This is a genomic window from Anoxybacter fermentans, assembly GCF_003991135.1.
Lineage (GTDB): Bacteria > Bacillota > Halanaerobiia > DY22613 > DY22613 > Anoxybacter > Anoxybacter fermentans.
The window spans coordinates 2845529-2868046 of the sequence record NZ_CP016379.1; the positions used below are offsets into that span (position 1 = coordinate 2845529).

General features: G+C 31.6%; 15 protein-coding genes and 1 pseudogene. 1 reads left to right on the forward strand and 15 read right to left on the reverse strand.

The annotated features are described in order from the left end of the window. Window positions 1-34: 34 nt before the first annotated feature. From BBF96_RS12925 to brxL, 6 genes are all read right to left on the reverse strand, one after another. Window positions 35-1591 (reverse strand): IS1182 family transposase, encoded by a 1557-nt coding sequence (locus BBF96_RS12925; RefSeq protein WP_127017553.1) that lies wholly within the window; start codon window positions 1589-1591, stop codon window positions 35-37. 188 nt (window positions 1592-1779) lie between these two features. Continuing rightward, window positions 1780-3111: a S8 family peptidase gene (locus tag BBF96_RS12930; protein ID WP_127017554.1), complete on the reverse strand. Its 1332-nt coding sequence runs from the start codon at window positions 3109-3111 to the stop codon at window positions 1780-1782. 72 nt (window positions 3112-3183) lie between these two features. Next, on the reverse strand, window positions 3184-5241 hold the full coding sequence (locus BBF96_RS12935; protein ID WP_127017555.1) for a hypothetical protein: 2058 nt from the start codon (window positions 5239-5241) through the stop codon (window positions 3184-3186). Between the two features lie 162 nt (window positions 5242-5403). After that, window positions 5404-6579, reverse strand: coding sequence for a class I SAM-dependent methyltransferase (locus BBF96_RS12940; protein WP_127017556.1), 1176 nt, complete (start codon window positions 6577-6579; stop codon window positions 5404-5406). Window positions 6580-6656: 77 nt separating this feature from the next. Next, on the reverse strand, window positions 6657-7571 hold the full coding sequence (locus BBF96_RS12945; RefSeq protein WP_127017557.1) for a DMT family transporter: 915 nt from the start codon (window positions 7569-7571) through the stop codon (window positions 6657-6659). Between the two features lie 198 nt (window positions 7572-7769). Continuing rightward, window positions 7770-9740: a BREX system Lon protease-like protein BrxL gene (gene brxL, locus BBF96_RS12950; protein WP_164731062.1), complete on the reverse strand. Its 1971-nt coding sequence runs from the start codon at window positions 9738-9740 to the stop codon at window positions 7770-7772. A 533-nt stretch (window positions 9741-10273) separates the two neighbouring features. Between brxL and BBF96_RS12955 the strand changes: the two genes are divergently transcribed. Next, window positions 10274-11476, forward strand: a complete 1203-nt coding sequence (locus BBF96_RS12955; RefSeq protein ID WP_127017387.1) for an ISL3 family transposase — start codon at window positions 10274-10276, stop codon at window positions 11474-11476. Window positions 11477-11612: 136 nt separating this feature from the next. Here BBF96_RS12955 and BBF96_RS12960 read toward each other — a convergent pair whose 3' ends face one another. The 9 genes and pseudogenes from BBF96_RS12960 to BBF96_RS17520 all read right to left on the reverse strand — a co-directional run. Continuing rightward, entirely contained in the window at window positions 11613-12257 is a 645-nt protein-coding gene (locus BBF96_RS12960) for a hypothetical protein (protein WP_127017559.1), read from the reverse strand. A gap of 266 nt (window positions 12258-12523) precedes the next feature. Next, window positions 12524-13756, reverse strand: coding sequence for an MFS transporter (locus tag BBF96_RS12965; RefSeq protein WP_127017560.1), 1233 nt, complete (start codon window positions 13754-13756; stop codon window positions 12524-12526). A gap of 1040 nt (window positions 13757-14796) precedes the next feature. After that, the gene (locus tag BBF96_RS12970) at window positions 14797-15672 is read right to left on the reverse strand and encodes a class I SAM-dependent methyltransferase (protein WP_164731063.1); all 876 of its coding nucleotides are present in this window, start codon (window positions 15670-15672) and stop codon (window positions 14797-14799) included. Between the two features lie 450 nt (window positions 15673-16122). Further along, a complete protein-coding gene (locus BBF96_RS12975; protein WP_127017562.1) occupies window positions 16123-17328 on the reverse strand; it encodes an MFS transporter in 1206 nt (401 codons plus the stop codon). Between the two features lie 725 nt (window positions 17329-18053). Beyond that, window positions 18054-19043 (reverse strand): ribose-phosphate diphosphokinase, encoded by a 990-nt coding sequence (locus BBF96_RS12980; RefSeq protein WP_127017563.1) that lies wholly within the window; start codon window positions 19041-19043, stop codon window positions 18054-18056. A 292-nt stretch (window positions 19044-19335) separates the two neighbouring features. Continuing rightward, window positions 19336-20100 (reverse strand): ABC transporter permease, encoded by a 765-nt coding sequence (locus BBF96_RS12985; protein ID WP_127017564.1) that lies wholly within the window; start codon window positions 20098-20100, stop codon window positions 19336-19338. Window positions 20101-20147: 47 nt separating this feature from the next. Next, window positions 20148-21293 (reverse strand): ATP-binding cassette domain-containing protein, encoded by a 1146-nt coding sequence (locus BBF96_RS12990; RefSeq protein WP_127017565.1) that lies wholly within the window; start codon window positions 21291-21293, stop codon window positions 20148-20150. After that, the gene (locus tag BBF96_RS17515; RefSeq protein ID WP_127018266.1) at window positions 21256-21384 is read right to left on the reverse strand and encodes a GNAT family N-acetyltransferase; all 129 of its coding nucleotides are present in this window, start codon (window positions 21382-21384) and stop codon (window positions 21256-21258) included. Before BBF96_RS17515 ends, BBF96_RS12990 begins: the two co-directional genes overlap by 38 nt. An 816-nt stretch (window positions 21385-22200) precedes the next feature. After that, a pseudogene (locus BBF96_RS17520) lies at window positions 22201-22510 on the reverse strand (ATP-binding protein); the annotation flags it as partial. Between the last annotated feature and the right edge of the window lie 8 nt (window positions 22511-22518).

Consider the following 22518-nt stretch of genomic DNA (forward strand, 5'->3'; position numbering starts at 1 on the left):
TCTGTTAAGAAAATAAAAACCCATACCTGACATTCTATACTGTTGCCAGTTTAGCCAGGTTATGGGCTATACACAGTAAACCCCATTCAATTTTTACTTTCTCAAGGCCACGAAGCAGAAATCTCCGGAATGACCAATTACCTTTGATCCTTCCAAAGACAGATTCCGCTTCAATTGCTCTTTGAGAACGGAGTTTCATACCTTTATCGGAACAAAGGTTTTCCTTTACCTTTTGCTTATATTCACGTAATTTAAAATTTATTCTTATTACTCGATCACCTTTGGCCTTGGTACAATTTTCTTTTAACTCACACCCATCACAATTTTCGCATTTGTAATATCTAATTTGTTTAGTATATCCATTTTCAGTCTTAATTTCTTTTGTCTTACAGTAAATGAGTCTTCTTTGAGCAGGACAAATAAACTCGTCGTTTTCTTTATCATACGGCCAGTTTTCTACTTTAAATATATCATTTTTAAACTTCTTCTTTTGTTCTTTATGAAAAGTATTATACTTAACATAAATATTAGTATTGGCTTTCTCTAAGTAATCATAATTTTCCTCACTACCATAACCTGAATCAGCTATCACATTTTCCGGAATCTTACCTGTAACTTCTTTTACTTTTTCTAAATGAGGTATTAAGCATCTTGAATCTGCCGGCCTTTGATGAATACTATAACCAACTACAAACTGATTCTCTGTACCTATCTGAACATTATATGCGGGCTTCAATTGCCCATTTTTCATGTGGTCTTCTTTCATTCTCATAAAAGTTGCATCAGTATCTGTTTTAGAATAACTGTTTCGTCCATTTAAAATCTCTTCCTGCTGCTCATATTTTTTCATTCGAGGAAGACATTTATCTTTGAGCTCTTTAACTGTTTTTTTTAACTTCTTATCTTTGGAGTTCTTTTCTAGACGTTCTTCAAGTTCCTTAATTTTTTCTTCGAGTTTCTTTGAATCTATTTCTTTTCCTTCACCCATCTCCTCCAGGTCATTATCCCCATACAATCTATTCTCTTCTTCGTTGGTTTTCTCAATCTCTTTTAAAAGTTCATTAATTTTTGCCCTAAGCCTTGCTTTGTACTTCTTTGTCGCTTTTCTCCAGACAAAGCTATATTTGTTTGCATTAGCTTCTATTTTTGTACCATCTAAAAAGTAATTCTCTAACTTTACATATCCTTCTTCTATAAGAAGTTCCAATACTGATGCAAATACCTCATCAATAACATCTTTCATGATCTCTGATCTGAATCGGTTTATCGTCCGAAAATCAGGTTTATTGTTACCACTAAGCCACATAAAATAAATATTTTCCCGAAGTGCCTTGGCAATTCGTCTTGATGAATATATTCTCTGAGTATAGGCATATACTATAACCTTAAGCATCATTTTCGGATGGTAGCTGCTTCTACCCCCACCTTTATATTTTTCAAGCAGGGGTTCAATATTCATCCTTTCTATAGCTGAATTTACCACCCTTACTAAATGATTCTCAGGAATAAACACATCAAAACTCAAAGGCAACATTGTCTGATTCATATTATATTCAATAAATGTCTTTTTATTATGGTTTTTCCTCTTCATATTTATATTTTACCATAAAAAAAAGGTGTTGTCTTTATAAAAATTTCTGACAACACCTTTCTTTTAATATTTACTTTTGGGGGTTATAAAGGGACTTTTGGGACAGCCCCTTATTTTTGCTGTAATTTATTATACATTAAAAAAAATCAACCACGGAAAGTATCCCATGGTTGATTTAACCTCACTGATTAATAACTTCCCGCTGCCTTTACAGCTGCATCAGCCTGAATCAAACCTGAACCGGTAGCATCACTGCCCCACTCAAAAGTTTCTCCACCCCAGGGGTCGGGAACAAAGACTGAATTAGGAGGAATATAAATGGCAGTCTCTTTTAGAATCTTCTCCACATCTTTCTGGGTCAGGAACGGATTTTTCTGAAGCATTAAAGCAGCAACCCCAGCTACATGAGGAGCAGCCATACTGGTACCGCTTAGATAATAATATTGGCCCATTTTATCCTGCTTAGCCCAGCGTGGTGGATGAGCAGCACCATAAACTGAATATGGTCCGACAACCCAGACACCCGGAGCCAATACATCCAGAAACTGGCCCGGTAATTCCCGGCTACTAAAATCAGCTACATAAACTTGATCAACAATATCACCCTCAGCTACATCTCCCAGCCAGCCTTGAAGCCACATATCTCTCCAGCCAACAGCACCTACTGAAATAACTTCATCATAACCGCCCGGATAGCCCATTCCCGCTTCTCCTTCATTTCCGGCAGAAGCTACTACAATTACACCATGCTTAATGGCATATTGGATAGCCTTTAATTGCGGAACACTCGGATATTTACCTCCTAAACTCATATTAATTACAATCGGCTCAGTTATTTTACCGCTGGCCCGTAAATTTGCAACATAGATAATTCCTGCAGTTACAGCAGAAGTATAACCTGAACCCTGGTTACTTAGAACTTTTACTGGAATAATTTTTGCTCCAGGAGCAACTCCATCTATCGGAGTATTATAAAGGTAATATCCAATAATAGTACTGGTAACATGAGTACCATGAGCATGGGTCCCGATCCAGGCTCCCGGGTTTTCCTGTCCCTGTGGGTTATGGAATCCCATACCCAATTCTGTTGCTATCCGCTCTTCTGGGAAATAATTTTTCCAATGAGGTAAAAGGCCAGTATCCAGAACAGCTACATATACCCCTGTTCCATCAACATCTATGTAGGTATTATTATGAACAACTTCCACATCAATAATATCCAGATCCCAGGTTTTAAGTCCGCCATGAACAGTCACTTCTTCATCACGATAAACCCCAACTACACCCGGCATTCCCTGAATTTCAGGTATATCTTCTTCTCTTACTGTTAATGCAACTGTATTAATCTCTGGAAACTTAAAATTAATATTAACAGCCATCCCCTTCAATTCTGCCAGCATTGTGTCAGTATATTTTTCTACTTCCACCATAACTCTAACATTTTTTGCAGCTGCTACCCCAAATACCCCAACACTAAAAATAACCAATAGTGTTACTACCAAAAGAAAAGACCTCTTCATCCGTGACTTATACCCCCTTTTAAAAATTTAGTTTATTATAAAATATATTCCAATATTCTTTCTAATATAACTTCATAGAGAAAATATTAATTCTATTTCACTTTTATATTCTTCATCATTCCAACCATCAACAGTCAGGGGTAATTCTGCAGAAAAATTCAATTTAGTCATTCTATTAAATTGGTAACTCCCTGTAAGAACCAAAGACCAGACCGATTCTTTTTTAAATAATTCCTTCTGCTTTTGATATATAAATCGGGAAATAATCTTAAATTCAGGAACTGGATTATACTCTATCTGACTACTCACCTGTTGGCCATTCTTATCTTTCACCCAATTCAATTTAATTGCTCCCTTTTCTCCACTTAAGAAAGCCTGTGCTGAACCACCTTTAGAACTCAGATTACAACGAATTTCAATCCGAATTGGGTTTTGATAAAAAATTTGAACAGATATTTTTCTGGCTAACCCTCCATCTGCTCCCGGATAAACCTCTTTTTCCTGCTGATATTTAAATTCAGTCTGAAAAATGTTCAGAAAACGTTTTTTAATTCTAATTTCTTGCAAATGACGTTGATAGTCTTCTTTAAACTCTTCTTCCCCTGAAAAAGAAATCTGTCCTTTCCCCATCTGATAAGCTAAATCATAATTAATAAAATGATCCACCCTATCCTCAGATTGATTTTCAATTTTATTAATAGGATGAATGTACTTTGATCTAAAACCCAGTTGACCAGTTAACCGTTCCTTCTTCCAATTTAAACGGGAGCTAAGCTGAATAAATTGGTGATTTAAATTCAATTGAGAGGCAGACTGACTTTTCCAGATCCACTGTCCGAACCCGGTCTCCAGGTCAAGGGAATATGGCCCCTGATAACTATATGTGAGAAAACCAATCTTTCCCTCTTTTCCCTCTGGTAAAAATATCAGGTCATCCCCTTCCTCGTTTTCCTGATAGACAAACTGCAGATAAGAATCAGGACTTATCTGCCAATATCCCTTTAAAAGTCGAAGTTCCTTATATTCTGTGATCAACTCCGGGTTTTTCTCTGGATTATCATGACTATAATCAAAGTGTATCAATAGATAAAGATTAGGATTTACAGACCATCGCCCTTCCAATCTATATTCTTCTAATGGAGCTGTCTCTTTTTGATCTATTGAAGACATAAATTCCGGGCCATGATAGGTATACCTTAACTTAAGATGGGTCTGATCATTACCAAGACGTATTAATCCATCATATGCCCAATCCCGGAATTCCAATAACCCTCTAATCTCCGACCAGGCAAGTTGATTTTCTAACTTTAACCATGTTAAACCATTCCACTCCCCGGTCAAGATACCGGCCTGAAAAGTTCTGGCCGGCAGATAAAAGATAACATTTTCCCCCGGACAATCTTCTATTACTATCCAACTTACTCCCCCATGAATCAGCCCCTTTTCTAAAGAGATGGAGAATCCCTTCTGCAACCGTTCGTAATAACCTCCTCCGGGTTGGTAAGTATAGCTGACCTCAATCTCTTCATCCGTTAAAAGGGGACGGTTTAAAAACACAACTCCCGTCTGATAGTCCAATTGATATTCTTCTTTCGTCAATTTTACTCCATTCCAATACAAACTTTCACTCCCCGGAATGATGGGACTATTACTCAAATTATACGGACCTCTACTTCCATTGCCCTTAATTTTGTCCTGATAATGCAACCCCTTAACAAAAGCCTTTAGTATCTGCAACTCAATCGCCCCATTAAAAAATTGATAACCAATCAAACCGCCCCGCTGATCCTGATTAAAAGAAAAAAAATCATTCTCCATCTCATTTAGCGAATAATCTCCCAACTGGATTTTAAGGTTTTCTTTTGTGTAATTAAGCATAATCCGGTCAATTAATTCTCCATCAGGCTTAAGATATGTCACCAGATATAATCCCGGATACGGATTGCCCTGTAGATATAATAAATAATCCGGCTTCAATATACTTTGTCCTTCTTTAATATAAAGGGCCAATCTGAGCTCCCCTGAATAAACTAACCCATACTCCTGAATAACTCCACCTTCTACAAGCAGGCTAATTGAAATTATAAAAATAATCAAAAAAACCCCTATCTTTTGTATCCGGCCATACATTTCCCTAATCCTTCCTGTTTTAATATTTACTATCCATTTAATATTATGAATCTGGTTTTTTTTCTATGACAAAAAGTTACCCAAACCTCAAAGATATTAATAATTACCGTGTTGATCTAAATTTTATAAAAAAACCGCCAGTTATTGAGCATAACTGCTCATCTAACTGACGGTCTCTGTAAATCTTTCTATAGCCGGATTGACCTTTAAAAACTGCTTCAACCTCTGATACTCTTTAAGAGCTTTTGGATTTACTTCTCTGGTTTTAACAGCTCGAATCATTAAATTTTTCGGAGTCTCAAGAGGTGAAATATATTCAACTACTGAAGTCTTATAACCTTTAGCTTCCAAATAAAGACTTCTTAATCCATCAGTCAAAAGATCAGCAAGTCTGGTTTTAAAAATCCCGTGTTTAATAATGGGTACCAAAAGATCAAAAGAATATTGGTCTAAAAGTTCCCTATGACAACACGGAACGGCAACTATTGCTTTTGCCTTAGACTTAATAGCTAAGGCCAACGCTTCATCAGTAGCAGTATCGCAGGCATGGAGACTGATTACCAGATCTATAGGTCGGTTGGGTTTGAAATTTTTAATATCTGTTTGATAAAAATCCATGTTTCTGTATCCCAATTTTCTGGCAATCTCCCTGGAAGTTTCAATAACTCCTTTTGAATAATCAAGTCCTATAAAATAGCAGTCTTTTTTCAGGATATTTTTCAAATAAAAGTTTAAGACAAAAGTCAGATAGGATTTACCACATCCACAGTCGAGAATATTAATAGGACCATCCTTATCCCCCAACTCTTTCAGCATACCATCGATCAGTTCCACAAAATGATCGATTTGATTATATTTGCGGATCATATCATTTTTGATCTTACCGTCTTTTGTCATAATCCCGATGGCTTTTAAAAGTTCATCTGCCTGTCCTACTTTTATGTAATATTCCCTATTTCCAACCTGGGCCGTCGTTTGATAATGTGAACTTTCGGGTTCTTTCTGTGCCGCATCTTCATATTTAATTCTAACATCCTTGTTATCTGCTTCAACAAGAATTCTGGTACCCCGTTCTACAAAAGTCAAGATTAATTCATCAAAGTTTTCTGCTTCTTTTGCCACCTCCTGACTTAAATCGGTAAAGGAAATAACCTTTGAAGCACCTTGAAAGCTGTACTTTAATTTTTCTGGCCCCGCATATTGTAAACGTGCGGGAAAAATTTTAGCCCCCGATTTAAAATTAATTATAATTTCCTGAAAAAAATCTTCGTTATCCTTTAAACGCTGTTCAAGACCTTTTAAGAAAAATTGCAACTTGTTACAGATTTGCTTTTTCATATATTATACCTCCCGGTTTATTACATCACATTTCAGTTTCTCTTATTACCTATTATAGACTTAATTTTACAATACAATCAACAGACCTTCTTATGCTGGATTTGTGACGGTTTTGCTTTCTCTAGCACCATAATAACAGAACCAAGGATGATAAAAATCGTACCCACTACCATATTCACTTTTATGGTCTCATTTAAAATAATAAAAGCCATAATTGAAGCTATAATAGGTTTAAAGAAAAAAACTATCCCACCCTTACTGGCATCAATTAAATTTAATCCTTCTAAGAAAGCCAGATAAGCTAAGCCACTTACCACAATACCCAGAAATAGTATAGGACCTATCGTAGTTCGATTTAGACCTGTTAAAATAGGTTCACCTTTTATTAAGAGAATAAAAAGTAAAGTCAAACTCCCGCTAAAAAATGCTCCCCCATTGGTAATCATTGTACCTAATCTTTTTACTACCTTTTTGCTCAAAACCGTATATAAGCCGAAAAAAAATGATGCTCCAACAGCAGCTAAAACTCCAATACCATTTACCTCAGAAACAGAAAAACTAAATATATCAGTAACCAGACTTAATCCCAAAACCCCCAGAATAAGTCCGGTAATTTTTCGATAGGTAATCTTTTCTTTTAAAATAATACTCGCAAATATTACTGTAAATATTGGGTTTGAACTTATAATAATAGCCGCAAGAGATGCAGGAATGGCAGTTACTGCCTTTTGAAGCAGAACCATTGCGAAAGTGATATTACAAATTCCTAAAATAACCATCCATCCCAGATCAGTTATAGCCAAGGTTATTTTGCGTCTTTTAATATCCAAAATGATAAAAGGAACCAATATGAAAAATCCAATAGCAAATCTTAAAAAAGTCACCTGAAGGGGAATCATTTGAGTTGCCACCATTTTACCTACAAGTTCCATAGAACTAAAAGCCAGAACAGCAAAAGCAAGATAAACTATTGCTTTCATTTGATTGGTCATTGTATTAATTACCTCCTGAGAAATATTATTTACTAAAACATTATATGATTTCACTGCAAAAAGCTAATTTTTCGCTTCAAGAGAAATTTTTCGTTTAATCATCTTAGTGAGATTTAAAAGAATGTCCTCATTACAGGATTTAGATGGTTCGAAAAATTTCTTTTGAAACGAAAAATTTGCTTTTTACAGTAAAATCATTTATACTGTGATAAAGTAAGGAACCTCAGCAATAACTTCACGTGGTATCTCTACAAAAATATGATCTTTTTTTAAAGGTAATAAAATTTTTATTTGTCCATTCTCCCCTTCTGCTTTTATAGCCCTAAGCTCATAATGAAAGACAGGTTTTCGATAAATGCTACTCTTTTCCGTAACCAATAACCCGGCAGAAACCGATTTATTAGTTAACAAAGAATATATAGCAATAAAGAAAGCATTACTAATATCAGCCTCGATCTGATTTATAAGAGGAGTTACTGTAACATAAAAGTCATTTTGTTCTATTTTCTGCCTTAATCTTAAATATAACTTTCTATTTTTAATAATTATAAAGGTTTTTCTAAGATGATTTCTTATAGACTGATTTATTTCTCCATTAAAGAATAACCTACCACTACCAGGTTTATATTCAACTTTTAACTTCAATAAAGCAAAATCATGACCATCATCCAAAATCTGCCCAATATAAACAACTCCCGGCTCAGCTAATCTTCTTTTAAACCCTGTATCCAAACAAGCTTCAGGTAAAATCGGAAAATATCTTCTTTGAGATTCACGATCAATATACTCAAATGATGTTTCCTTATATTCAAAAGAACCCATCTTAATTAACTGTTCTTTAATCCGTTTTCTTCCTTCCAGGGCTATGTCAAGATATAATTTTAAATCTTCTTTAGTAAACTGACCAGAAGGATGCAATAATTTGAGAAATCCAGAGACAGTCTTCTTAACCGCCCGCTTGTCTCGAGCATTCATTCTTTTATCAAAGATAAAATAATCATCTATAACATCTGTAAAATCCAGTTCTCTTAATTTACTCATTGCTAAAGCCAAGTAATCACACTTTAATCCATAGTGGGTTGTAAAATCTCTTTCTTTCAGTATTTCCATTTCCCAACCTGGCAAATAAAAATGAAATCGATCAATTAAAGCCAGATCTTGCATTAATTGAGGTAATGGTTCAAATAAATGACTTTTTTGCAATAAAACTTGTATATCTTGATTAATATTCCCTAAAAAAACCATTGAGGCTTCTGCTGAAATTATTTCTTTTCCCCGACTAAATGATCCTGATTCCATGTAATCTTTTAAAATTTGAATTGCCGTTCTATCTTTAAAGTCAATATAGGCCACTTCATCAAAAGCAACAACTTCCCTTTTTCCAACTAAACCAAGTTGTCCTGTTCCCATATTGTAAAAGAGATTTGCTACTGTTGTTTTACCACCTGAAACCAAAATAGATTCACTGGACAATTGACGATATATATATGATTTTCCTGTGCCTCTGGCTCCTAGTTCTATAAAATTATAATTTTTTTCTACAAAAGGAATTAATCGAGCCAAAAACAACAGTTTTTTTCTTTTAGTGAAATTAAATGGTTCAATACCTATGCTTCTCAATAGGAGATTAAACCACAAAAAATTTGCTAACTTACTAACCTTTTCTTTAAATTCCTCAAAATCAAAAGTTGTTCTTTGAAGAGAAGTTAACTCTTTTATCTCAAATTCACTCTCTTTTGTAGCATCAGAATTGAGATACCTTATCTTTACTTCTGCCCACAAACCATTTTCCAATAGATCAGGATATTTTCTAATCAGTTCATTGGAAATCGTCACCTTTTTAGCTCCCAGGTTTATTAACTCTGCCCAATATTTATTTTGTCCTCTAATAACCGTAGCTGTTACTTTATCTATTATAGTAAGGCTTCCTTCATCACGAATCCTGGCTTGTACCTTTAAATTCTCTTTGGGATTAACCATTCTCTCCTGTAATATTTGAGTAATCCTTTCCACTTCTTCTTCATTCATTTCTCCTTTTTGATACCTGAGGATTAGATTCTCCAAAATATAAACCGGTATATTCAGCTTTTTTTTAAATTTACTAACTAAATTCTTACTAATAAATTCTCCTGGAAATATCTCTTCAACTTTATGGTCTATTAGCGCCATACCATCTATCACCACTTTTTTGAAGAGATTTTTTGAATAAATTATATTTCGACATTACACCTTAAAAAACCTTGAATAAAACCACTTTTTAGTTCTTTTTTACTCCAGAAATAAATTTTTATCCTACAAAATACTCTATTTTGCCAAAAACTTCTATCTCATTCACATGTTTTTATAAACAATAAAAAATACACCTTCTATACTATAGGTGCATCAAACATTATAAAACTCATGCAAACTGGAAATAATTTTCCAGTTAAAATATCACCATTTTCATCATAAAGACAAAAATCAAATGAGCTAACTCCATAAATAAAATCCACCAACTCATTGCCACGAAAAATTACAGCTTGACTTTCTCGATCATATCCTTAGAGGCTCCATGTTAAGTTGTACTAGTTAAATTTTTTGTTATTAAAAAAGGGTCTATAATTAATGTTGTGAAGAAAAAATTATAAAAAATAAAAAGGCATTTGCTGGCTCCGTTGAATTAATTAGTTGCGAACTAAAAACCAAAGAAAGGAGTCCAGCAAATGCAATATAATAATATCATAAAATTTCTTGATTTGCCAGACATTATTGCAACTGAAATTATTTCAACGGAGGACAGATATATTTTTATCGCTGAAGCAAAGAAAAATCACATTGTGTGTCCTCAGTGTGGTAATATCACTAATAAAATCCATGATACAAAATGGCAAAATATTAGAGACATCCCCATAAGAGGTAAACTAGTAATCATTAGACTTCTAAAGAAAAGATATCGTTGTCCTTATTGTCATAAGAGGGGTATCCCTGAAAAATATGAAAGTATTGATAAATATGCCCGTAAAACCAAACGCTTTGATAAATATCTTGCTAAAGAAACTGTCAGCAAGGATTATTCTAAAGTTGCTAGAGAAAACGGGTTAAGTTATACAGCTGTTAATAATGCAGTTAAAAAAGTAGTTGACCCTCTCATTAAACAACAAGTTTCAAAACTTAGTCAATTAAAAGCCATCAGTATCGATGAATTTGCAGTTTTAAAACGCCATAAATATGGAGTTAGCATTACAGATCCAATTAATCGGGAGTTAATTGACATTTTACCTACTCGCAAAAAGGATGATTTAATTGACTACTTTAATTGTTGGGAAGATGAACAAAGACGACAGATTCAATCGATCTCTATGGATATGTGGCGGCCGTTCAAAGCAGTAGCAAATGCAGCATTTACTCATGCAAAAATTGTTATAGATAAATTTCATCTTGTAACTTTAATGAACAGAGCCCTTGATGAAGTTAGAAAACAAGTTCAACAAACAGTAAATAATCATCAGAGAAGAAAGTTTTTTCAAAGTCGTTTATTACTCCAAAAACGAGCTGAAGAATTGACAGATGAAGAACATGAAAAGCTCATCAAATTATTTGAACTCAGTCCAGCTCTAGAAAAGGCCTGGGAATTAAAAGAGGAATTCAGAGACCTATTGCAGCTAGATGATGTGAAAGAAGCCACCAGAGCTCTAAAAAGGTGGTATAAAGAAGTAATAAAAAGCAAGCTGATGCCTTTTTACCAGGTAAAAAAGATAATACAAAGATGGGAAGAAAAAATACTAAATTATTTTAAGACTAAGATAACCAATGGCTTTGCTGAGGGTATCAATAACAAGATTAAATTGATCAAAAGGATTGGATATGGTGTTCCAAATGTTATGAATCTAAGGAGAAGAGTATTTAATGCAATGTTAAGTTATTAAATTTAAATGTTTATTTCAAAATCAATTTACCAATCAATTCAACGGAGCCAACTTATCTTTCACAACATTTGACGGAGAGCCTTAAAAAATAATTTAACTTTATTTAAAATATCGAGGAATAGGTTATTTTTATATTTTACTTAAATGTACGTGTAATGGGATCATAATCTTCATACTTTTCATCTAAAAACATAATATTTACTGTTAAAATGAAATCATGATGTTTAACTAAATTAGTTATATCATCCAAATTACAATCATATATTTTTTCTCCCCATAAAAACTGATAAATAGCTATAGGCTCATTAAATCTTATATTAATTTTATCTGGCTTTCTAAAAGCTTTAGTTTTTCTGCCATGTATATTAATATATTTTGAAATATCAAGAGTAGTCCGTGTCCCTAAAAATCCTTTTGAAACTTCTTTAACCCCCCATGCAATAAATATTTCATTTTTTTTAAATAAAGGAGGTTCATCAAACCCAATACTAAATAAAAAATCACCATTTACACTTTCTTTGCTAAATATAGAAGAAAGCCCAATTGTCTTAATTGGTTCTATATTATCTTTTTCATAAATATCAATCCACAATATAATTCTTGAAATTTTATCTTTTGGTAAAGAAAATTTTACTATATCAATCTTTAATATCTCTAACAATTCATCTAGAGAAATGTTTTTAAAATCTTCAACAAAATCATAATTAGCTATACCAATAGATGAAACAAAAAAAACAAAAATAATAGCTATTAATAAAGTATTCAATTTTTTATTTAACATAAAAATTTCTCCTTTCTTTTTATTATATAAAAACAGCAAAATAAACTCTATTAAATCCTTATACTATCTTTTTCTAACTTTTAGAACCGCAATGCGGAGTTTAAATTTCTAAAGTAAAGCTCCATATATCCCTCCAGCTTGTCAATTACATTAACTATTTTTATTCTTCGTCATGTAAATACACGTAATGTAAGTCTAATCCTATCTATAAGCATCAGTTTTGTGTCCATAATCCTTAGCTCTTTAGTTATCTATTTTTTCTAACATTATTCTATTAACTTTAATTTTATACTATACACTCCAAAAAACAATAAAAATATAGAAACAATAATAGCTACTTTTCTTATATCCAGATTATCCATAATAAACCCACCAACAAAAGTAAAAACCGGTATAACAAAAACTACAATAGCATCAAAAATTCCCAATACCCTTCCTCTAACTGAACTGGGAATTCGTCCCCGCAAATTAATAAAGAGAGGTTGAGTTAATGTATCAAAAAAATTATAAATGAAAAACAATATTGATGCAGTAACTATTGTATTTGAAAAAATGGGAGAAAAAAATAGCATTACAAAACCAGAACCTAAAAGACCTACTGAAAAGAAAGTAGCCGATCTTTCTGAAAAAATTTTATTACTTCCTATTACATACATACTTAACAAGGTAGATGCAAATATTACTGATTTTATTATTCCATAAGAAGATGCAGGCCCATTTAAAACTTTATTTACATATGCCAGAGGAAATATATTCATAATAGAATAAGGGAAATTTAAAAATACCAGTAAAAATAAAAAATTAAAAACAAAAGTATCACTACATATATATTGCCAGCCTTCCTTTAATTCTTGCAGCCATTTATTTTTACAAGGGTCTTCTCTAGTTATATTTAAATTTTCATTTAATTTAACATCAGGCAAAAAGAAATACAACAATCCAGCAGGTATCAAAAAAGTTATAATATCAATAAATACAATAGTTGTAATTTTTAATACAGAAGTCAAAAAACCAGCCACCGCCAACATACCTACTCCTACAACTCTATTTAAAATTATATCAACTGAATTTGCTGTAACCAGATCATCTTTAGATACAATATCTGGTATCATTACATTCTGTGTATGCTTTGCTAATGTTGAAAAGAGATAAAGAATAAAAAGAATAGGAAAAATTATACATAAATATTTTGTATAATCCATTCTAATTAAAATCATAAAGGGAAAGAGTATAAATGCCTGACTTAACATACTTATAATCAATAATTTTTTTCTTGAAAATCTATCTGCTAAAAGACCTGAAAATATAGAACAAAAAGACTGGGATAGATATTTTAAAATAAACAATATGCTGGTTAAAAGAATGGATTTTGTCCTTTCAAGAACAGTCCATGATAAGGCAATTGTAAATAAAATATCTCCCGCATTTGATAATAAATCAGATAACATTATCAGCAAAAAACTTCTATTGGTAGAAAGTAATTTTATATAATTTTTCATTGTATACACTCCTTTATAACATTTTAAACTAATAAATTTAACACCAGGTTTGAACACAACAACATGTATCTTTCTGATTTTTAAAACTAATATTTAATACTTTCATAAAAATTCCATCTAAAAGTGAGAAAAAACCCCTTAGCCATGAAGATTTTTCCTCATATCATGTGAATATCTAAAACTAAATACTAATTATTTAAACCGATTATTATGTCCATTTATTAATATAACATCTTTTATTTTGTTATAGATTTTGAAATATTTATCATTTTTGAAATAAAACTATACAAACTTTGTATAGCTATTGATTTGTTTAAAGTTTCTATACATATCCAACCATTATCAGCTATAGATACTTGATTTGCCTTCCCTTAATATTAATTACCTCAGTTTGTCCATTTTCAATATCACTTTTTCTAAACCTCTGAAACTTTCAATTTCTAACATTTCTATATGACTCATATTTTGGTTACCTTCTAAATTAAACATATTTTTGCTTATTATAGCTGTTAAAGGCTTTGTTTAATTTTCATCAAACTTAAGCTATTTGAAGGTTTTTACGCATTTACTATTCTCTCTATAACTATTTTTCCCTGCTTTTAATATAAACAATTAAAACTCTCTTCACAATAGAACATTTCTTTTATTTCAAAAACAAAAGAAAAACCATGGATTTTTCACTCAACCCCATGGTCATAGATAATCAGCAGGAAGCCCGAGGTATGGTTATGAATTCTGGATTTCTCTTCAGTCAGAAAATATTCAGTCTGAAGGTGATGTCAGGTTGGTAGACTTTTACGGAGGCCTATACACTTCAGCTAAGATTAAAGTTAAAAGCAGTGAAGAACTACCCGAGTACTGAAAAGCTTTCTACCTGTGGTGTAAAAAATCCAAATACAGTATCAGTAACCATCAATGGTTGGAAGAACATTCCCCTGAAGGAATACCTATCACCTTATTTTTGCCAGTTGAAGAGTAATATTTGTCCTTTTTTATTTACCTGTAAAACCTGGCCCCTTATGTAATAATTAAAGAAATAATTATTTTTGACCTCTCGCAATAACCATAACAGAAAGAGTCATATTAGGACTCTTTAATAGTAACCCGGGATTTTTCTTAAAACTCTCTAGAGTTTTTTCCCAATAATCAAAATACAAATTGTACTCTTCATCGGTTAATACTCCTCTTTCCTTAAGCCCCTGGAAACGTCTTTTATTTCTTTCCATCATAATTTCACGGCTTTCAATAGTTTTCTCTATCTCATCTTTATTAACTGCACAATCTAAATGAATGTTGGTTTTACCAAAAACGTCTACATTCTTTAAACCTTCCTTGATAAAAAGCTCAGGTAATTTCATCCCCAGCTGTTTATTGTACCCTTTTTCTTCAGCAGCTTGATTAATTGCTTTAAGTGTTTTTATTTCAATATCATAAACCTCTTTAGGAACATTAGGCCAATTATATTGTCTTTCCTTTAGCCCTGCATCAATACATACAACTAAACCTCCAGGTTTTGTTACTCTAATCATTTCCCGCAATACTTTTTGGGGATTTGTGGTGTTGCCCAAAACAAACTGACAAACCGTCAAATCAAATTGATCATCAGAAAACTCCAGATTATAAGCATCTTGAACATCATATGTTATCTTAAGGTTATTTTCTTTTGATATCTCCCCGGCTACATTCAACAAATTTCTATCTATGTCAATACCGTAAAAATCCCCTTCCCCAATATGACTGGCGATCATTCTAATCATCCACCCGGTTCCACAACCCACATCCAAAATTTTCTGACCTTTTTTCACATTAATAAAATCAAAAAACTGATCTACCAAATACTTATCCCAAAGTTTTTTTCTCGATATTTCCAATTGCTCGGCATTAAACTTTAAAATCTTTTCATTTTGTGAATACACAATTTTCACTCCCTTATTCTTGTTAATACATTCTGAATTTCTGTTAATACCCCATTAATATAATCTTTAACCTCATATAGCGATAATCTTTCGACTATTTCTATATAATCTCATAAAGCAAAACCTTATGTTGTTTAAATGGTTCTATCTATTCTTTCCAGATATGCTTATTAATATGATATACCTTAGCAGTTTGATGAGATTCCATTCTACTAAATCAATTTTTGAAACTTTCTCTAAATAATTCTTTAGAAGATAAAGAAAAAAATATCCCACCATTGTAATATGTCCAGTAAAATTAAGTCCTCTCACCCCTCTCATAATATTCTCTACTGATTCAATTGCATGCTCCACAACAGAAAACCCTACTATAGCTTTTCCTTTAATTCATTTTTAAAATGTTTTAACAGCACTACTCCTCAACATGTCACCTCCTTTCCTATATTTTATTCATGATACATTTTGAAACTCCGCATTAGTATTTAGCTTATTAAAAAAGAGCAAGAAAACAGCCACCAATAAAAGCAAACTTCCAAAAACCACAAATGGTAATTTATAACCAAAAAAATCAGTAATCAATATAACTATTGGAACAAAACATATAACAGAAGTATTATTAACAACTTGATTTAAAGAGTTGACTCTACCAATATATTTTATTTTAGTAATTGATTGTATTATAATCACTACTAGAATAAAATAGATATACAAATTAATTCCGATAACAATTCTCACTATACACGCTATCATTAAATTAGTAATAAACGGAAATATCATCATTAATATAGCTATAATAATTAACGTTATAACAAACAATCTAAATTTGTCACTTCTATTTTTTAATTTCATTGTAAAAAGAATGCTACCCATCAACATACCAACAGACAAACACGTTGTTAAAATTCCATATGCTCTAATCCCATTCATATAAACCTTTTTACTATACATGACAATTAAAGTATTATTTGTTGCTATCACTGCACTAACAAAAAATCCTGTAAGGATTATATATTTATGAAGCACACTTGACCGTATATATAAAAATCCTTCCTTTAAACCAGTCCATAAAGACAAATCAAAGTTATCGGAATGTTTAGCACCAGGTAGTGTAAGGATAATCGCTGCTGAAATAAAATAAGAAATACTATTTAAAATAAATATTATGTTGATATTAAATAATATAACTAAAATTGCAGTAATGGTTGGAGCCAAAACCGAACTAATTCTAGTAGTTAATGAAGTAATTGCATTAGCTTCAGCTAATTTATCTTTATCTACAATATGTAAAAGATAAGAATTAATACCTGGGCCATAAAAAATACTGGCGACCGAATTGAGGAAAATTATTGTAAAAAAAAGAACTTTGTCTGTTATAAATATTAGAAAGAAAATTAACAATCCATTAATAAACTCAGATAAAAAAAGAAATACTTTTTTATCATATTTATCGAGCAAATATCCAGCAATTGGGCCAAAAAGCAAATTCGGCAACCCAATTAAAATAAATGTCATTCCTACACTCTTTATAGAATTTGTTTTTTCATATACATGATATAATATTATCATTTTAAACATCAAATTTCCAAAAATACTTATTAATTTAGAATAATATAATCTTCGAAAATTTTTATTTTTAAATAAAATGTAATTATCCATATAATCAATCTCCTTTATACTTTAAGTAAGTAACCTTTATTTATATAAATTTAATAATGTCCCAACATTCCTCTTTTCATTGCTAAAGATTCGCATCTCCTATATATCCAATAGCCTGCGAATAAATAAAAAATACTAACAACTATCAAAATGCCTAACTCCAATGGGGCAAAATCAATTTATTTTTTGAAAAATATTTTTTGGAAATATCTTTTACTATTAATAAATTTTCCATGAATTATTTACCCCCCGCCTTAAAATCTCTTTTATGCTAACCTTCCCTGTTATAAAAACACCTTCTCAACGAGAAGGCTCATACTTTTTACTTAAACTCTTCAGGATAGTTGGATATTGCATATGCAACCAATTCATCTTTGATAGTAACATCAAAAGCTTTTTTATGACAGTTACTCTCTCTAATTCCTCCTGACATCCAACTACATCCTCTATAACAAATTGGAGCATAAATGCAAGTTTTGATACATTCTTTTTCAATAAAACAACTTTCATACCAACTAAAATTCAGTATCTCAAGTTTATAAAAATTACTCCTTTCTTACATAAATAGTCCGTATAAGTTACAATTAGTCCGTATAATATAGAATTGCTGTATGTAATCATATCAGACCTCAAAATAAAACCTACCTGGATTGCCTATAATACATATTATATTGAATTGTTGTTGGTGCTATTTCATGTCTTCTAGCTATCAAATTTACAAGAGGCTAAATTGTACTTACTTCCTTTACCAAATTTGCTGGTAGGTCCTCAAACAAAATACTAACAGACTCTTCACTTTCAATTCTTTTAACAACCTCTGCAAATAATGGTGCCACCGATATAATTTTAATTTTTTTTGAATTAGAGATATAAGGATTTTCCACAGAATCTGTAGAAACGACCAGCTCAATAGGACTATCTTCAATCTTTTTGACTCCAGCGTCATTTAACAGTATATGGGATAAACAAGCTATAATCCGTTTTGCTCCCCTTTTAACAAGACCATTAGCCAGATTTACAAGAGTTCCTCCAGAAATTGAAAAATCATCTACAATTAAAGCATTTTTACCGTTAACATCACCAATAATATCAAGTATTTCGGCATTTTCATCATGTCTTCTCCTGATTTTATCACCAATTGCAACTGGAACATCTAATTTCAACCCATATTCACGCGCCACTTTAGCAAATCCTGCATCAGGAGAAACAACTACTAAATCTTCATCTACCAGACCAATTTGCTTAATATATGCACACAAACTCGGAAGAGCATAGAGGTGATCTATCGGCTTTCTAAAAAAACCCTGCACCTGAGGGCTATGTAAGTCCATAGTAATAGTCCTGTCAGCCCCTACCATCTCAATTGCATCTGCACAAACTCTCGCGCGAATCGAAACCCGCGGCTCATCCTTTTTATCTCCCTTCGCATACCCAAAATAGGGGATTATTACTGTCACATCCCTGGCACTCGCCCTTTTGAAAGCATCTATCCAGAACAATATTTCTACAAACTCCTCATTAGGTCTTAAAGCAATGGGTTGAACCAAATATATATTTTTGCCGCGTACTGTTTCAAGAATACGGACAAATATGTTTCCATCAGAGAATGTAATTACTTCAGAACGCCCCAGGTCTATTCCAAGATAGTCACACATTCTTTTTGCAAACTTCTTACCACTGCTGCCAGCAAAAATTTTGATCTCTTTTTTTACCACTTAATTTAATCGCTCCTTTCTTGTATTTATCTTCATTAGTAAATTAAGTTATTATTCTTTTAATATAACAAATTATTCATATCAGATTAAAGTATTATATAATCGGGAATCCAGCCAAACATACAAATAACATCTCCATTTAATAGCCTGTCAAAATTAAGATTCTTCAGCTTGTTCAAAAGTCCCCTACTCTTCCGCTTTTAGCATTCAACTTCATCACCGGACATAACAAATTTACACCGGTATTTTGGGTACCAAATTTATGAAAATTTTCAGTGTGAACAGCAAAAACCTACCTTTTCAAATAACCCTTTTTTCTAAATTGAAATTTTCGTAATACTAAAATATTTAGTACTACTCCAAACAAAATCAACACCAATAAATTAAAAAATTCTCTCATTGTAAAATATCCAAAAAGAGTAGCTCTGACCCCCTCTGCACTATATGTTGAAGGAATAAACCATGTTATCCACCTAATATAAATAGGAAAGGCCTCTCTAGAAAAGTAAACCGGAGCTAACATATAAAAACTAAATCCAATAACAAGCGAAAGGATTGTTCCAGCTTGAATATTTTTAGAATAGGTACCTATAATCGCCCCAATTCCACTTAAAGACCAGGCTGTAGCTATAATAAACAGTACCAAACCTATGTGAGGAATTATTTTAACCTGAAAAATGATCATCCCGGCAAATAAAACTACAATAAAACTAGGAAAATTTATAATTAAATAAGCAAGAGATATTCCCATAATAATTGATAAGTTTATGATAGGTAGTGCAGCGTAAAATTCAATTGCATTATCTCTTTTCATATTTGTAATTACCTGACCTAAAGTGGTTACACAAATGCTTACTATAGACATAACAATATTTCCCGCAATAATGAAGTACGCTTTTTTTACAGAAAACGGCCCATATAATAATTTTAAAAATCCTAACATAGCGATAGGAAAAAAAATAGATAATACATAAGTAAATAATCCATAAAACCGTAAAGTTCTTAAGAAAATACTTGTTATATACCAGGTTTCTTTTAAAAATTTTACTAATTTCATCAATAACACCTTCCAATCATAATATACCCAAACAGGTACTTTTATTTTTAGGCATATCCATATTTATTATTAAACTGAATAAAAGCGTCTTCAAGAGTTGTCGATTCAATTTTTATATCTTCAATTTTATCAATTTCAGTATCCAGAATTATATTTAATATTTTTTGCACATCCTTTAGATTTTTTAAATTAATTTCATATAAGTCTTTTTTTGTACTAATTAATCCATACCTTTCCACTATATCATTTTCTATCTTCCCTTTAATAGTTAAAATATATTCAAAGTTCACTCTTTTTTTAAGTTCTGTTGGAGTTCCAACAAATTTAATTTCTCCATTTATAATTATTGCTACCCGGTCTAAAAACTTTTCCATTTCATTTATATTATGTGAAGTAATGAATATAGTCATTTCTTTTTCTTTTGTTTTTTGATGTAAAAACTCCCATATTTTTTGTTTCTTGTCCGGGTCAATACCAGTTGTTGGTTCATCTAAAAGTAATATTCTCGGATTATTTATAATACTTAAACAAAAATTTGTTATTTTTCTCATCCCACCCGATAAGTTAAAAATTAATTCGTCTTTGAAAGATTCCATACCAAAAAAATCAATCAAGTAGTTTGTTTGTGCTTTCGCTTCTTTTGCTGAAAGTCCTTTTAATAATCCTGTGTAATATAATATTTCTTTAACCTTTAATTCATTTAAACCATATAAAAACTGGGACTGATATCCAACTAAAGGCTTAATTTTATTCCATTCTTTCCTGACATTAAAACCGCTGACGTAAATTTCCCCTTTGGACGAAATTAATGTTCCAATAATTTGCTTCATTAAAGTAGTTTTACCCGCTCCATTAGGGCCTAACAAACCAAAAATTTCTCCACGGTTAATCTCTAAATTAATATTTTTGTTTGCACATTTACCATCAGGATAATAAAAACTCACATTTTCTATTCTTAGATCCGTAGTTCTATTCATATTATCTACCCCTATTTTTTCAATTCCATTAATAATAAAATACAAATAAGCATTTTGATACTTTCCATCTTTAAAATAGCAGCATCCTAATGAACCTTCACGTTTAAATCCTATTTTTTCATATAATCTTTGAGATCGCGTATTTTCCTCAAGAACATATCTACATATTCGTTTATAATTAAGCTGGTATAAAAGCGGATAGAATATCTGTTCCATAACCTCTATTCCAATACCGCTTATCTAATAATAGTCCTACCTCTGCATTGCCATCCTTTAAGTTTGGATTTCTTAAAATTGCTAATCCTATATCTTTTCCTTTTCTTTTTTTGCATAGACCATAAAAATTCGTCTATCTGAAGAAAACCATAAACTTTTTATTTCATCTCTTGCAGCTGGAAAGACTGCCATTGTAGCAAATTTATTTATATCTTTATCATTGACCTACTTATGTAACAAATCTAAATCATCTTAAACCTGTGTATTTACCTTCGATAATCATAAGATACCTCCTGACATTATAAAAAGTTTTGTTAAGTTATATGAAACTTAAGTTAGCCATTTTCCCAGGATTACAATTATTATAGAAGACTAATAACACCTTACCAGGTAAGAAGACTAAATGTTATGTCTAATTTAAATAAGGTGTTGCTTTAAAAAATTTCATAGTTTTGGTAACCAAAAATACCGGCGCAAAAAATATAACATTCCTTTTTTGTCCCTAAAAGTAAAATTAACCACTATTTACATATATTATACTACCAAATTTGTATTTTTATGTTAATCTGCTTGTTTAAAATGATTGTGTTTGGCACTAACATCTAATTTAAATAAATCTAACAAATACCTCCAAAATTAATATATAATTATAAACTTGTATAAGTTCATATCTATTATATAACAAATTATCAAAGAGAGTCAATGTCATTAATGTTAATTTTTATCGACATTTTTCTACATTTTTCATTACACTATGTCAGGTTAACACAAAATAATAGTTCTTTATCACTATAATATCTCCCTCATCACAACCCCTGTCTTTATCATCTCATGTCCATTTAGTGTGTTTATCAAAATAAAAATCCTGCATTTGGCCATATTTTTTCCAGTATCCTCATTTCTAACATTAACACTTTATGGTAGAGTGTTTTAACCTATAACTTTCTCCTGTAAACATCAAAATATGGCTATGATATATAAGTCTATCAATTATTGCATTTGTCATTCTTTCATCGTAAAATATATTTATCCACTTACTGGATTCCAGATTAATCATAATTATCAGGCTTTTTCTTTCATAGTATTCTGCTATAACTTAAAAGAGTAACTGGGCTCCTTCTCTATCTAAAGGAATATATCCCCATTTCACCGCAGATTAATAGCTCTGTCTTTTGAATTTGTTTAAGAAACTTATTCAATTCGCCTTCAACTTTTGCCCAGTCTC

What these genes read in the sequence shown, in the direction of transcription:
- BBF96_RS12925 (WP_127017553.1), bottom strand. Translation starts at nt 1,591, where the DNA reads ATGAAGAGGAAAAACCATAATAAAAAGACATTTATTGAATATAATATG.
- BBF96_RS12930 (WP_127017554.1), bottom strand. Translation starts at nt 3,111, where the DNA reads ATGAAGAGGTCTTTTCTTTTGGTAGTAACACTATTGGTTATTTTTAGT.
- BBF96_RS12935 (WP_127017555.1), bottom strand. Translation starts at nt 5,241, where the DNA reads ATGTATGGCCGGATACAAAAGATAGGGGTTTTTTTGATTATTTTTATA.
- BBF96_RS12940 (WP_127017556.1), bottom strand. Translation starts at nt 6,579, where the DNA reads ATGAAAAAGCAAATCTGTAACAAGTTGCAATTTTTCTTAAAAGGTCTT.
- BBF96_RS12945 (WP_127017557.1), bottom strand. Translation starts at nt 7,571, where the DNA reads ATGACCAATCAAATGAAAGCAATAGTTTATCTTGCTTTTGCTGTTCTG.
- brxL (WP_164731062.1), bottom strand. Translation starts at nt 9,740, where the DNA reads ATGGCGCTAATAGACCATAAAGTTGAAGAGATATTTCCAGGAGAATTT.
- BBF96_RS12955 (WP_127017387.1), top strand. Translation starts at nt 10,274, where the DNA reads ATGCAATATAATAATATCATAAAATTTCTTGATTTGCCAGACATTATT.
- BBF96_RS12960 (WP_127017559.1), bottom strand. Translation starts at nt 12,257, where the DNA reads ATGTTAAATAAAAAATTGAATACTTTATTAATAGCTATTATTTTTGTT.
- BBF96_RS12965 (WP_127017560.1), bottom strand. Translation starts at nt 13,756, where the DNA reads ATGAAAAATTATATAAAATTACTTTCTACCAATAGAAGTTTTTTGCTG.
- BBF96_RS12975 (WP_127017562.1), bottom strand. Translation starts at nt 17,328, where the DNA reads ATGGATAATTACATTTTATTTAAAAATAAAAATTTTCGAAGATTATAT.
- BBF96_RS12985 (WP_127017564.1), bottom strand. Translation starts at nt 20,100, where the DNA reads ATGAAATTAGTAAAATTTTTAAAAGAAACCTGGTATATAACAAGTATT.
- BBF96_RS12990 (WP_127017565.1), bottom strand. Translation starts at nt 21,293, where the DNA reads ATGGAACAGATATTCTATCCGCTTTTATACCAGCTTAATTATAAACGA.